This window comes from Occultella gossypii (assembly GCF_019947135.1).
Taxonomy (GTDB): Bacteria; Actinomycetota; Actinomycetes; order Actinomycetales; family Beutenbergiaceae; genus Occultella; species Occultella gossypii.
On the sequence record NZ_JAGSHT010000012.1, the window covers coordinates 39,387 to 51,396 of the forward strand.

Sequence of the window (12,010 nt, forward strand, 5' to 3'; positions counted from 1 at the left end):
CATGGATACCTCGGCCGTCCTGGACATCGCGGTGGACGCTCTCGTCCTCGCCGCGAAACTCTGCTTCCCGATCCTGGTCACCGCCCTGGTGGTCGGGTTCGGGATCTCCCTGCTGCAGTCGATGACGCAGATCCAGGAGATCACGCTCTCCTTCGTGCCCAAGGCCGCCGCCGTTTCGGTCGCCCTGCTGGTCTGCGGGCACTGGATGATCGCCGAGCTGACCACCTTCACCACGGGCCTGTTCGACTCGATACCCGGGCTCCTGGGCGGAGGGTGACGTGGGGATCGACCTGGATCAGGGCTGGCTGGAAGCGGTGCTGCTCGCGACTGTGCGGGTGACCGCGTTCCTGTTCATCGCCCCACCGTTCGCGCACCGGGGAGTGCCTGCCCGGATCAAGGCGATGCTCGCCGTCGGGCTCGCCCTCGCGGTGTCCCCCGTGGTCACGGCCGGCTACGTCACCGGGGACCTGCCGGCGTTCCTGCTCAGCCTGGTGTCGCAGCTGTTCATCGGGGCCGGTCTGGGCACGCTCGTCGCGGTGGTGTTCGCCGCAGTGCAGTCGGCCGGCGGGCTGATCGACCTCTTCGGCGGATTCCAGATGGCGCAGGCGTTCGACCCGGGACTGCAGGTCTCGGCCGCACCCTTCGCCCGCCTCTACCAGTTCGCCGCGATCGTGCTGCTGTTCGCCTCAGACGGCTACCAGCTGATCCTGGCCGGCCTGGTCCGCACCTTCACCGCGCTGCCGCTCGGCGAGGCCTGGCCGGCCGCCGACCCGGCCGCCGCACTGACCACCGCGGTGACCCAGATGTTCGTCGCGGCCCTGCAGATTGCAGGCCCGATGATCGTGGTCCTCTTCCTCGCCGATGCCGGGCTCGGCCTGCTCACCCGGGTCGCGCCCGCCCTGAACGCGTTCGCACTCGGCTTCCCGGTCAAGATCCTGCTCACCGTGTCCCTGGCGGCGACGGCGTTCCTGGCCCTGCCCCGGATCGTCGCCTCGCTGACGGACCAGGTCACCGACCTGCTCGTGGGGGTGGGCTGAGATGGCCGAGTCCGGTGGGCAGGAACGGTCCGAGAAGGCCACCGACAAGCGGATGAAGGAGGTCCGCGGCGACGGTTCCCTCGCCAAGTCCCAGGACCTGTCCGCGTGGCTGGGCGCCGGCGCCGGCGCCCTCGTCCTGCCCTGGACGCTCACTTTGGGCGCCGAGGCCGCCCGGGACCAGATGGGCGCCGTCGAGCGCATCATCGCCGCACCCGATCCCGCCGTGGCCGTGGCGGCCCTGAGCGAGGGCCTGGGCACCGTGCTGCCCACGCTCGTCCCCGTGCTCGGGGCGACCATCATCGCGGCGGTGGCGGGCGCCGTCGGGCAGGGCGGGATCCACCGGAAGAAGTTCAAGGTGTCGGCGCAGAGCCTCGACCCGGTCGCCGGCCTCAAGCGCACGTTCGGTCCCCAGGCGTTGTGGAACGGCGTGAAGGCCGCCCTGAAGACGGCGGTCGTCGCGGTGGTTCTGGTCGGCGCGGTGCAGTCCCTGATGCCGGTGCTGCTCTCCTCCGGTGGGCTGTCCCTGTCCGCGCTGCTCGGCGCGGCCGGCGGCGGGGTCACCTCGCTGCTGCGCGCGGCGGTGGCCGCCGGCCTCGTGCTGGCCGCCCTCGACGTCTTCATCATCATCCGGCGCAACCGGAAGAAGACCCGGATGACCAAGCGCGAGGTCAAGGACGAGAACAAACAGAGCGACGGCGACCCGCTGATCAAGGGCGCGATCCGGTCCCGGCAGCTCGCCACGTCGAGGAACCGGATGATCGCCGCGATCGCCGACGCGGACGTCGTGCTGGTGAACCCGACGCACGTCGCCGTCGCGCTGCGCTACGAGCCCGGCCGGTCGGCGCCGCGGGTGGTGGCCAAGGGCTCGGGTCACGTCGCCACCCGGATCCGGGAGCAGGCCGCGGCCGACGGCGTCCCTCTGGTCGCGGACGTCCCGCTCGCCCGGGCGCTGCACGCCGCGTGCCGCCTCGGCGAGGAGATCCCGGTCGAGCTGTACGACTCCGTGGCCGCGATCCTCGCGTTCGTGATGGCCCTGAAGCGGCGCGGTTCGGCACCACCCGGAGCCGTGCACACGGTGCCTGCGGCACGACCCGCCGCGCCCGCCCGGCCACGGGCGCCCGGCGCCCGGGGCCGAACCACCCGGATCCCCCAGCCGACCCACAGCCCGGCCGCCCCCACCCAGTCACTGCCCGCCTAGGAGAGTGCGATGAACCGCAACTACGCCCGCCTGGTCGTCCCGATGTTCGTCGTGGCGATCGTGCTCCTGCTCGTCGTCCCGGTGCCCGCGGCCCTGCTGGACGTGCTGTTCGTCGTGAACATCGTCGGCGCGCTGGTGATCCTGCTCACCGCGATGTACGCGAAGAAGCCCCTGGACTTCTCCGTGTTCCCGTCCCTGCTGCTCGTGGCGACACTGCTGCGGCTGGGCCTCAACGTCGCCTCCACCCGGCTCGTGCTGCGGGACGGCTACGCGGGCGCGATCATCGAGACGTTCGGCCACATCGTGGTGGGCGGCTCGATGATCATCGGCGCGGTGATCTTCTGCATCCTCGTCGTCATCCAGTTCGTGGTGATCACCAAGGGCGCCGAACGGGTCGCCGAGGTCGGCGCCCGGTTCACCCTGGATGCGATGCCCGGCAAGCAGATGGCCATCGACGCGGACCTGAACGCCGGGCTGATCACGGACGAACAGGCGCGTGCACGGCGTAGCGAGGTGGCCGCGGAGGCCGATTTCTACGGGGCCATGGACGGCGGGTCCAAGTTCGTCAAGGGCGACGCCATCGCCGGCATCATCATCATCTTCATCAACCTCATCGGTGGCTTCGCGATGGGCATGCTGCAGCGCGGCATGTCCGCGACGGACGCCCTCCAGACCTACTCCCTGCTCACCATCGGCGACGGTCTGGTCTCCCAGATCCCGGCCCTGCTGATGGCGGTCGCGACCGGCCTCATCGTGACCCGTTCGAACGCCGAGACGGATATGGGCACCGCTGCCGGCGCCCAGCTCACGCAGTCGCGCTCGGCCCTGATGATCGCCGGCGGCGCCGCCATCGCGCTGGCGATCATCCCGGGCATGCCGAAACTCCCGTTCGTCCTGATCGGCGGCGTGCTCCTGCTCGCTGCTCAGCGGATCAAGGCGCGGGAGGAGGTGACCACACGCGAGACCGCGCGGGCCGAGGCCGTGACGCAGGGTGCCCCCAGGGACGAGACCGAGGACCTGATCGACGCGATGCGGGTACATGCCCTGGAGATCATGCTCGCCCCCGACCTGGTGGACCTGGTCTCCGGCACCGCCGACGACCTGCTCGCCCGCGTCAAGGCGCTGCGCCGCAAGATCGCGATGGAGCTCGGCGTCGTGATCCCGCCGGTCCGCACCCGGGACAGCCTCGAGCTCCCGGCCGCCACGTACGTGGTCCGGATCGCCGGGGTCGAGGTGGGTCGCGGGCACGCCCCGGCCGGGAAGGTGCTCGCCCTCGGAGAGGATCTCGGATCGCTGCCGGGTACCCCGATCGTCGAGCCGGTGTTCGGCCTCGCCGGCAAGTGGATCCCCGTCGAGATGCAGCACGCCGCCGAGCTGGCCGGGGCCACCGTCATCGACCGGGTCTCGGTGCTGGTGACTCACCTGTCCGCGCTCGTCACGGCCCACGCCGACCGGTTGCTCACCCGCGAGGACGTCCGCGTCCTGGTCGAGTCCGTCCGCGCGGTCAGCCCGTCGGCGGTCGACGAACTCGTGCCGGGCGTGCTGTCCCTGGCGCAGGTGCAGCAGGTCCTGCAGGGGCTGCTCGTCGAGCAGGCACCGATCAACGACCTCACCCGGATCCTCGAGGCGCTGACGCTGCGCGCCAGGGCGAACACCGACCCGGAGCAGCTGGTCGAGGCGGCGCGGGCCGCCGTGGCCCCCGCACTGGTGGCCCGGCACACCGCCGACGGCGTCCTGCGGGTCGTCACCATCGACCCGACCCTGGAGCAGGCGATGCTGGAAGGGCTGCGCCCTGGTGAGGACGGCAGCCAGATCCTGCTCGACCCCGTGCAGATCGACGCCGCGCTCACCTCCATCGGCACCGAGATCGCGACCCTGGAGGCAACCGGAACCGAGGCCGTGCTCGTGTGTGCGCCCCAACTGCGACCAGCCGTCCGACGCCTGGTGGCCGCCCGGACCCCGAAGGCAGCGGTCCTGTCCTACGGCGAGGTGACCTCGGCGGCGGTGCCGATCGAGACGGTGGGGGTGGTGCGTGGTGCAGCGACGCTTACGACTGGAGGGTGAGCACCTCGAGGACCTGCGGGCGCAGGCCCGGCGCCAGTTTCCGCGGGCCAGGATCGTGTCCGCGGAACGGGTGCGGGTGGGCGGCATCGCGGGCTTCCTCGCCCGGCAGCACTTCGAGTTGGTCCTGGAACTGCCCGACGGCGTCCCGTCCGGCCCGCAGGCCGGTGGCCTGGCCGCGTTGCTCGCCTCGGCCGAGGCCGAGGAGGAGTCGATGCGAGGGGCGCCGGTATCGACCGAGTCGCGGCGGTTCGCGGATCTCCTCGACGCGCTCACGCAGGAGGCCGAGGACGAGGCCGGCCCGCTCGACCCGATCGGCACGGTCCGCCCGATGAGCACGGTCGGCCCGCCGCTGGCTCCGCGGCTGCTGCGCGGCCCCGGGGATCTGGTGCTGGTCGTTGGGCCGGAGCGAGCGGCGCTCGAGGTCGGCGCCACCATGCTCGGCGCGCTCGGGCTCCACGCGTCCGATCTGCTGCGCTCGGGAAGCCTCGATCGGGAGCCGATCCCACCGCTGGAGGCACGCAACCGCGCGACCCGGGCGCGCGCCTCGGGAGTGGAGGGCGGCCATGCCGCCGTGATCGTGGTCGGCCTGGGCCGTCACGGCACCGAACCGGAGACCCACGCGGCCACGGTCCGCGCCCTCGCCGCCGATCAGGTGTGGCTCGTGGTAGACGCCGGCCGCAAGGTGGACGACACCGCCCGGTACGTGCGGGACGTACGCGCGGCCATGGTGATCGATGCCGTCGCCGTGGAGGGCGCGGGCGCCACCGCCACTCCGGAGACGGTCACCGAACTCGAGGTGCCGATCGGCTGGGTGGACGGCACAGCAGTGGCGGATTCCTCCTCAGGACTCGCCCATGTCTATACATTGGAGTAGGGTTGCCACGTGCTTGTACTCACGCGGAAGGCCGGCGAGCAGATCGTCATCGGCAACGACATCACGATCACTCTCATCGAGGTGCGCGGCGGCGATGTCCGGATCGGCATCGATGCACCACGGTCCGTGACGGTTCACCGGGCAGAGGTAGTCGAGGCCGTCTCGGCCGCCAATGTCTCCGCAGCACACGCCTCCGCGGCAGACGAGGACCGGATCCGCGCACTGCTCGCACCCGCGGGCGCGGCAAGCATCGCACAAGCTTCAGACGACGTCTAGACGAACAGAGTGGACATGGCACACCTCGCACCGCAGCCCGGGTCCAGTGCGGACCTGAGCCGGCCCAGCGCGCTTCAGGCGCTCATCGCCGCGATGGCGGTCGGGCTGGACCCCTACGACGTTCAAGGCCTGACCCTGGCGCAGAAGGAACTCCTGGCAGACATCGTGGACGCGGAGCACGCGGCGGCCGATCGCGCCGACGGCATCGAACCAGGACACCCGCTGGCCTACGAGCCGGAATGGCGGTGGTGGCGCGAGTCGGTGCTGCCGCCGGCGCAGACGACCACGCGGGTGAGCTGAGCCGGCCACCCGGACGACCGAGCGGGGTGGGCCCAGCAGCCGACCACGTAGGCGCGACCGATCCCGTGGTGGGGATCGGCAACCGACGCAGACGGGTGGGCTGAGTAGCCTGCGGCCCGCAGGGTCGGGCGAGGCCCTCAGGACGGGCAGGGTCGGGCGCTGCCCTCAGGTGGCAGAGCGGCGGGCGCGGCCCTCGAGACGCGCAGGCCGGGTGCGGCGATCAGAACGCGCCGTGCCAGGCGATCAGTTCCGCGGCGAAGCCGTCCACCGGGCCATCGAACTCCAGCGAGCCGAGTGCATCGGCTCCGAACAGCCTCGCGTCCCCCGCGAGTCCGGCGAGCCAGTCCTCAAGCTCGACCGCTTCGGCAACCGCCGGTGACTGCGTGACACGCCAATCGGCACGGTCACACACCTCCGCAACTACGGACATCCTTCCACCCTCCACGCCATGACAGGCGACCCTCCCCGGCCGCGCAAGACACACATTCGCTGGAACCGGCTCGAACCGTCAACAACCCGCAATACTTTCTGTGACCGTTCTGTGACCTTCGGTCCGGCCGGTCGCAGAAGAGCCCTCGCACCGGGTTCGATGCGAGGGCTCGTGGGTTCTGCGCGGGCTCGTCGCCCGTGACGTCAGCGTTGCCGCGGCGCCTTGTACGCGACCTGCGCGCCGGGCGAGGAGTTGGCGTACGCCTGGAGCGCCTGGGTGACCACGTCGGTGACCGTCACGCCCTCCATGTCCGCCTTGGCTCGCACGAACGCGAGCAGGCGTGGCGGCAGTCGGCATGCCCACGGCACGAGGAGCGCATCCGCCGGCGGCAGTTCGTCCGGCACCGTGGCGCCCTTGCGGCCGTGGGACATCTGCACCCGGGCGATCCGCCTGGCGACCGCGAGCGCCTCATCGGGCGCGATGGGAGCGCCGCCGTATCGCATCGGCAACTGCTCGAACTCGCCCGGAAGGGCCTCTACCGTGGCGGCGTCCGCCGCTGGCGTCTCATTCATGAATTGCGCCTTCACCTGGCCCCTTGCTGGTGTACCTGACGCACCCCCGCGTGAACCGAGGGCGGCGTATCCGCACCCAGTACTCTATCGTCCCCACGGATGACTAGACAAACGAACCGGCAACGGATCATCGACACCTGGCTCCGACCCCCGTCATCTCAGGGCAAAGTCAGGTCGCGGCCGACGCACGTCGGGCGCAGGACGTCTGACGGAGCGTCAGACCACCGTGGCGCCGGGCCAGGCGTGTGGCTCACGTCATACGCGGACTCCAGACACGGGCGGGCCGGGCCGCTACTATGTCGCTGGCGGATGGTGTATGGCCAGTCGGTTCGGGGGAACGACGCTGGTCCGCGCACCACGTGTCCGGTACATCGATCGTTGACGCCCTATCCCCCCTCCACGCACTTCTTCTCGTTCGAGGGTTCTCCGATGACCGATCGTCGCAGGCAAGCCATTCTCGCTGCCGCACTCTCCATCGGCGACCTCACCGACGACACGATGCCCGCCGTCGCGTCCATCGACACCCAGCAGTCGATCTTCGAGATGGCCGGCATCCAGCTCGAGCACACCCTCGGCCAGCTGCGGCCGCACAGCCAGGTGCCCGCGTGGGCCGCGGCCGTGGAGCAGGAGCTCATCGCCGCGCACGATCGCCAGCCGGACCTGATCCACTCGGCGTTCCCGTGGTTCGATCGCTGGTACGACGGGCCCGCGGCCTACCGGTCGCCGCTGTTGCACAAGTTCGCCCACCACCTCGGCAACGCGGTCCGCTCCGAGCGACAGCTGCGCACCGGCGCCCTCGGCCAGTTCCTGCAGGAATGCGTGGGCAGCCTGCTTCGCCGCCGCCGCGGCTTCCACACGCTCTTCCTCGACGAGGCTCCCGCGGCTCGAGTGGCCCGGATCGATGCCCTCCGGCTGCGCGAGGAGGTCCCGTCGCTGGAGCTGCTCACCCTGGACCTGCTGTGGCACTGGCGCGACCAGGTACAACTCCAGGCAACCCGTGCCCAGATCGACCGGATCGTCCTGTACCGGACGATCACCCTGACCGGACCCGCGGCCGAGTGGGCGCTGGCCGAGGGCCGGCACATGCTGGCCAACGGCGACCACAACCCGCTCCGCCACGCGCAGCACCATCTCGTGTTCACGCCCCTGGCCCGGTGGACGATGTCGCGGTGGGAGGCCACGCAGGAGGGTCTGAAGCTCGGGCGCCGCGGTCAGGTGGTCCTGGAGGTGGAGCTCCCGATCCGCTCGGTCTGGGCGCCGTCCTCGGCCGACCCGGTCGCGTTCGTGGCCTCACCGGTGCCACCGCGCCCGGCTCGCCCCGACTTCCCGCTCGTCACCGCGGAGGAGTCCTGGCGGCTGATCGGCGTCGAGATCCTCTGAACCGGTGACAGCCCGCCGGAGCCACTGAGGCCGACGCGCCCGCTCGCCGATGGCCCGTGCGGCAGGATGGCAGTCATGCGCTACGGATTCCACACCGGGTACTGGGCCGCCGGACCGCCGGCCGGAGCCGCCGAGGCGGTCCTTGCCGCCGACCGGCTCGGGTTCGACTCGGTCTGGACCGCCGAGTCCTACGGCTCGGACGCCCTGACACCGCTCGCCTGGTGGGGCGCCGCGACGAGCAGGGTCCGGCTCGGGACCGGCATCATGCAGATGTCCGCCCGAACCCCGACGGCGACGGCGATGGCGGCCCTGACCATGGACCACCTCTCGGAGGGCCGGTTCGTGCTCGGCATCGGCGCGTCCGGGCCGCAGGTCGTCGAGGGCTGGTACGGCCAGCCGTACCCCAAGCCGCTCGCCCGCACCCGCGAGTACGTCGACATCGTCCGGCAGGTGCTGCGCCGGGAGGGCCCGGTCACCTACGCCGGTGCGCACTATCGACTGCCGGTCGACGGCGGAACCGGGCAGGGCAAGGCGCTGCGGTCCACGGTCCATCCGTTGCGCGCCGACCTGCCGATCCACCTGGCCGCGCAGGGACCGAAGAACACCGCGCTGGCCGCGGAGATCGCCGACGGGTGGCTGCCCGCATTCGTGTCACCGAAGCTGGACGCGGCCTACCGCGAGCACCTCGCGGACGGGTTCGCGGCCCGCTCACCCGAGCTGTCGCCGTCGGAGTCCTTCGAAGTGTGCGCGAGCGTACCCGTGGCCCTCGGAAACGATCTCGAGAGCGCCGCGGACCACATCCGCCCGCACCTGGCCCTGTACATCGGGGGGATGGGCTCGGCGACCACGAACTTCCACCGCGACGCGATCGAGCGGCTCGGCTACACGCAGGAGTGCGCGGAGGTGCAGCACCGGTACGCCGCCGGGGACAGGGCCGGTGCCGCGGCCGCGATCCCGCTCGAGCTGGTCCTGGACGTCGCACTGGTGGGCCCGCCCGCCGCGATCCGCGAGCAGCTGGCGGCCTGGGAGTCGAGCGTGGTCACCACGCTGATCCTGCAGACCGACCCCCGGCTGCTGCCGGCGCTGGCAGACGTGCTGGGACTCGGTGCGGACTGACCGCTCGGTGGCGGATACATCTGATGGCGATGTGACGGACGGGCTCGTCCCGGGGATGTAGAGGTGTAAGCAGCGTTTCGTCCCAAGGGTGAGGTGGGCCGCCAGATGACCGACGAAGACCGGTTCGATCGTCTCTACGAGACGCATCGGCCCGACCTGGAGGGGTTCGTCCGCCGCCGGATCCCGCCGGCGCAGGTCGAGGACATCGTGGCCGAGACGTTCCTGGTGGTCTGGCGGCGCCTCGACGACGTGCCCGCCGAGCCACGGCCGTGGCTCTTCGGGATCGCCCGCAACCTCATGCTCCGCAGCATGCGCTCGTCGGGTCGGTGGCACGCCCTGCAGGTACGGCTCGCGGCACAACCCCGACTGCTGTCCGAGGACCTCGCCAGCAGTGTCGCCACGCGAACCGACCTCGCTCGTGCCTGGGCGAAACTCAGCGCGGGCGAGCAGGAGGTCCTCGCCCTCATCGCCTGGGACGGGCTCACCACCAACGAGGCCGCGGCGGTCCTCAACTGCCAGATCGGCACATTCCGAATGCGCCTGATGCGAGCTCGGCGCCACCTCCTACACATCCTCGACCGGCTACCGCCCGTCGAGGCTCGGCCCGCGCGTCCAGTCACCAACGGAGCCCTCTCATGAACACCACCGATACACTCCTGCGTCAACTCGCCGTCCTGGATCCCGCCGCCGCGTCGACTCCGACCGACCCGGAGACCATCGAGAGCACCCGGCTCTGGGTGCTCGGCCACGACCGAGCCGCTCACGCGGCCGGCGCGGGCGCGCCTGCCGTCGCCGGTGTGAGCGATCTGGTTGCGCGACTCCAGGAGGAACCCGTCGCTGCCAAGGTGCGGCGGAGCCACCCCGGGCGTCGCCGGGTCGGCCTCATCGGTGCGGCGGTCGTGCTCGTCCTCGGGGTCGTGGGAGTGCTGCCGAGCGTCCTTCCCGGCGGCGGGACCACCACGTCACCGGCTGCGGCTCTCCCGATGCTCGCGTACTCCGAGCCGGACGGTGTCGACGGGCCGACAGGCCTGCGCGCCCTCGCGGACCAACTGCGCGCGGCTACGGCACCCGCCGAGTCAGGACGGTACTTCTTCGAGCACCGCCAGTACGTCGGCTACGCGATGCACGAGGTCGAGGTGTCGGAGGGCTACTGGGAGGTCGACCGCCTGATCCCGGTCGTAGACCAGTCCTACCGCTGGTACCAGACCGGGGATCTCTCCGGCGGGCAGCTGTACCTGCGCGACGGCGAGACGCCCGAGACCCACGAGATCCTGCTCGCCCCGGGCGAAGGTGCGCCGTACCCGTCCGATGTGCCGGACTCACCGCAGTCGATATACGACCTGGTCATGCTCAACAACGACCAGCATCAGCGCTTCCCCGGTCACTACCTGATCGACGCGTACAACGGCCAGGCGAACGCACTCAGCCAGGCGGACCGTGCGACCTTCCTGGAAGCGATAGCGCTCGCCGGGGACGTCACCTCCTACGGGCTGGTCACCGACCGGGCGGGCCGCGACGGGGTCGCGTTCGGGGCCTCGCGCTTCGAGGACGGCGATGGCGAGACGGTCGAGATCGAGTCCGTCCTCATCCTCGACCCGGACACGGGAAAGGTCCTCGAGGTGGAGACGATCTTCCCGAACGATCTCCCCGGAGCACCAGACGTCGTCGAAGAGTACGGCCTGGTGGTCGACTCCCGGTACACGGACACGCTGCCGGCCTGCGGGACCGTCACGTGCCCCGGAGCCGCCGACGCCGACTGACGCGTCAGGCGGGCCCGTCGGTGATCCCGTCGAGCAGCGCGAGCTCGGACTCGCTCAGCTCCAGCGCGCCGGCCGCGACGTTCTCCTCGAGATGCGTGACGTTGCCGGTGCCGGGGATCGCGAGCACGTGCGGGCCACGCTGCAGCGTCCAGGCCAGGCGCACCTGGGCCGCAGTGGCGCCGTGGGCGTCGGCGACCGCGGCGATCTGCGCCGTCCCGGTCTCATCCGCCGCGTCGTGCGGGCTGGTGCCGGGCACCACGGCCGCGACGGCGAAGAACGGCACGAACGCGATGCCGAGCTCGCCGCAGCGGACGAGCAGGGCATCGTCGGCGCGGTTGGTCAGGCCGTATTGGTTCTGCACGCACACGATCGGGGACACCGTCAGTGCCTCGGTCAGCTGCTCGGCTGTGATGTTGGAGATGCCGAGGTGCCGGATCAGGCCGGCGTCGCGCAGGTCCGCGAGCGCGCCGACGTGGTCGGCGACCGGTCCCGCCTCGGTCGTCATGCCGGAGCCCCACCGGAGGTTGACCACGTCGAGGTGGTCGAGCCCGAGCTGGCGGATGTTCTCCTCCACCTGGCTGCGCAGTTGCTCGGGGCGCGCGTACGGCTCGAAGCCGCCGTCGCGCGAACGGCTGGCCCCGACCTTGGTGGTGATCACGAGGTCGTCGGGATAGGGCTGCAGGGCGGTGCCGATGAGTTCGTTCGCCGACCGGGTCGGGACGAAGTAGAAGGCGGCGGTGTCGATGTGGTTGACGCCGAGTTCGACGGCGCGGCGCAGCACGGCGACGGCGTCGTCGCGATCCCGGGGGGCGGGGTCCCACGGCATGCCGGTGAGGCGCATCGCGCCAAGGCCGATCCGGTTGATGGTCCGGTCGCCGAGCTGCCAGGCGCCGGACGCGGCGGCGTTCGGACCGGACAGGCTTGCGGCGTTCGGGGCTGCGGTGTTCGTTGTCATGGAGACAGCCTTGCGCGGCGCACGCCGGTTTCGGGGCCCATGGCAGGT

14 protein-coding genes are annotated in these 12,010 nt (G+C 71.3%); 11 read left to right on the forward strand and 3 right to left on the reverse strand.

Annotated features, from left to right (window positions below):
- Window position 1 precedes the first annotated feature (1 nt).
- From KCQ71_RS11980 to KCQ71_RS12010, 7 genes are read left to right on the forward strand one after another with little or no spacing between them, the layout of a single operon-like run.
- Complete coding sequence (locus KCQ71_RS11980) at window positions 2-277, forward strand: flagellar biosynthetic protein FliQ (RefSeq protein WP_223406146.1); 276 nt, start codon at window positions 2-4, stop codon at window positions 275-277.
- 1 nt (window position 278) lies between these two features.
- A complete protein-coding gene (locus KCQ71_RS11985) occupies window positions 279-1,037 on the forward strand; it encodes a flagellar biosynthetic protein FliR (RefSeq protein WP_223406148.1) in 759 nt (252 codons plus the stop codon).
- A 1-nt stretch (window position 1,038) separates the two neighbouring features.
- The gene (locus tag KCQ71_RS11990; RefSeq protein WP_223406150.1) at window positions 1,039-2,235 is read left to right on the forward strand and encodes an EscU/YscU/HrcU family type III secretion system export apparatus switch protein; all 1,197 of its coding nucleotides are present in this window, start codon (window positions 1,039-1,041) and stop codon (window positions 2,233-2,235) included.
- Window positions 2,236-2,244: 9 nt separating this feature from the next.
- The gene (locus KCQ71_RS11995) at window positions 2,245-4,299 is read left to right on the forward strand and encodes a flagellar biosynthesis protein FlhA (RefSeq protein WP_223406152.1); all 2,055 of its coding nucleotides are present in this window, start codon (window positions 2,245-2,247) and stop codon (window positions 4,297-4,299) included.
- Window positions 4,271-5,173 carry a hypothetical protein gene (locus KCQ71_RS12000; protein ID WP_223406154.1) on the forward strand — a complete coding sequence of 301 codons (903 nt, stop codon included), beginning with the start codon at window positions 4,271-4,273 and terminating at the stop codon, window positions 5,171-5,173. The genes KCQ71_RS11995 and KCQ71_RS12000 overlap by 29 nt, the downstream gene beginning before the upstream one ends.
- A 9-nt stretch (window positions 5,174-5,182) precedes the next feature.
- Entirely contained in the window at window positions 5,183-5,449 is a 267-nt protein-coding gene (gene csrA / locus KCQ71_RS12005) for a carbon storage regulator CsrA (protein WP_223406156.1), read from the forward strand.
- Window positions 5,450-5,464: 15 nt separating this feature from the next.
- Window positions 5,465-5,749 carry a hypothetical protein gene (locus KCQ71_RS12010; RefSeq protein ID WP_223406158.1) on the forward strand — a complete coding sequence of 95 codons (285 nt, stop codon included), beginning with the start codon at window positions 5,465-5,467 and terminating at the stop codon, window positions 5,747-5,749.
- A gap of 220 nt (window positions 5,750-5,969) precedes the next feature.
- On the opposite strand, the gene KCQ71_RS12015 is transcribed toward KCQ71_RS12010, so the two are convergent.
- Together KCQ71_RS12015 and KCQ71_RS12020 are read right to left on the reverse strand one after the other, a co-directional pair.
- Window positions 5,970-6,179 (reverse strand): hypothetical protein, encoded by a 210-nt coding sequence (locus KCQ71_RS12015; protein WP_223406160.1) that lies wholly within the window; start codon window positions 6,177-6,179, stop codon window positions 5,970-5,972.
- Between the two features lie 203 nt (window positions 6,180-6,382).
- Window positions 6,383-6,751 (reverse strand): hypothetical protein, encoded by a 369-nt coding sequence (locus tag KCQ71_RS12020; RefSeq protein ID WP_223406162.1) that lies wholly within the window; start codon window positions 6,749-6,751, stop codon window positions 6,383-6,385.
- 429 nt (window positions 6,752-7,180) lie between these two features.
- On the opposite strand from KCQ71_RS12020, the gene KCQ71_RS12025 reads away from it, so the two are divergent.
- The 4 genes from KCQ71_RS12025 (at window position 7,181) to KCQ71_RS12040 (ending at window position 11,007) form a co-directional block, all read left to right on the forward strand.
- On the forward strand, window positions 7,181-8,131 hold the full coding sequence (locus KCQ71_RS12025; RefSeq protein ID WP_223406164.1) for a hypothetical protein: 951 nt from the start codon (window positions 7,181-7,183) through the stop codon (window positions 8,129-8,131).
- 75 nt (window positions 8,132-8,206) lie between these two features.
- The gene (locus KCQ71_RS12030) at window positions 8,207-9,247 is read left to right on the forward strand and encodes an LLM class F420-dependent oxidoreductase (RefSeq protein WP_223406165.1); all 1,041 of its coding nucleotides are present in this window, start codon (window positions 8,207-8,209) and stop codon (window positions 9,245-9,247) included.
- 105 nt (window positions 9,248-9,352) lie between these two features.
- Window positions 9,353-9,886, forward strand: a complete 534-nt coding sequence (locus tag KCQ71_RS12035; protein WP_223406166.1) for an RNA polymerase sigma factor — start codon at window positions 9,353-9,355, stop codon at window positions 9,884-9,886.
- On the forward strand, window positions 9,883-11,007 hold the full coding sequence (locus KCQ71_RS12040; RefSeq protein WP_223406167.1) for a hypothetical protein: 1,125 nt from the start codon (window positions 9,883-9,885) through the stop codon (window positions 11,005-11,007). The genes KCQ71_RS12035 and KCQ71_RS12040 overlap by 4 nt, the downstream gene beginning before the upstream one ends.
- A 4-nt stretch (window positions 11,008-11,011) precedes the next feature.
- Here the strand turns inward: KCQ71_RS12040 and KCQ71_RS12045 are convergent, their stop codons facing one another.
- The gene (locus KCQ71_RS12045; protein WP_223406169.1) at window positions 11,012-11,962 is read right to left on the reverse strand and encodes an oxidoreductase; all 951 of its coding nucleotides are present in this window, start codon (window positions 11,960-11,962) and stop codon (window positions 11,012-11,014) included.
- Between the last annotated feature and the right edge of the window lie 48 nt (window positions 11,963-12,010).

Bases quoted from the DNA above. Each gene is read 5' to 3' on its own strand.
- KCQ71_RS12015 (WP_223406160.1), bottom strand. From the start codon at position 6,179: ATGTCCGTAGTTGCGGAGGTGTGTGACCGTGCCGATTGGCGTGTCACG.
- KCQ71_RS12035 (WP_223406166.1), top strand. From the start codon at position 9,353: ATGACCGACGAAGACCGGTTCGATCGTCTCTACGAGACGCATCGGCCC.
- KCQ71_RS12045 (WP_223406169.1), bottom strand. From the start codon at position 11,962: ATGACAACGAACACCGCAGCCCCGAACGCCGCAAGCCTGTCCGGTCCG.
- KCQ71_RS12010 (WP_223406158.1), top strand. From the start codon at position 5,465: ATGGCACACCTCGCACCGCAGCCCGGGTCCAGTGCGGACCTGAGCCGG.
- KCQ71_RS11980 (WP_223406146.1), top strand. From the start codon at position 2: ATGGATACCTCGGCCGTCCTGGACATCGCGGTGGACGCTCTCGTCCTC.
- KCQ71_RS12020 (WP_223406162.1), bottom strand. From the start codon at position 6,751: ATGAATGAGACGCCAGCGGCGGACGCCGCCACGGTAGAGGCCCTTCCG.
- KCQ71_RS11990 (WP_223406150.1), top strand. From the start codon at position 1,039: ATGGCCGAGTCCGGTGGGCAGGAACGGTCCGAGAAGGCCACCGACAAG.
- KCQ71_RS12040 (WP_223406167.1), top strand. From the start codon at position 9,883: ATGAACACCACCGATACACTCCTGCGTCAACTCGCCGTCCTGGATCCC.
- KCQ71_RS12030 (WP_223406165.1), top strand. From the start codon at position 8,207: ATGCGCTACGGATTCCACACCGGGTACTGGGCCGCCGGACCGCCGGCC.
- KCQ71_RS12025 (WP_223406164.1), top strand. From the start codon at position 7,181: ATGACCGATCGTCGCAGGCAAGCCATTCTCGCTGCCGCACTCTCCATC.
- KCQ71_RS11995 (WP_223406152.1), top strand. From the start codon at position 2,245: ATGAACCGCAACTACGCCCGCCTGGTCGTCCCGATGTTCGTCGTGGCG.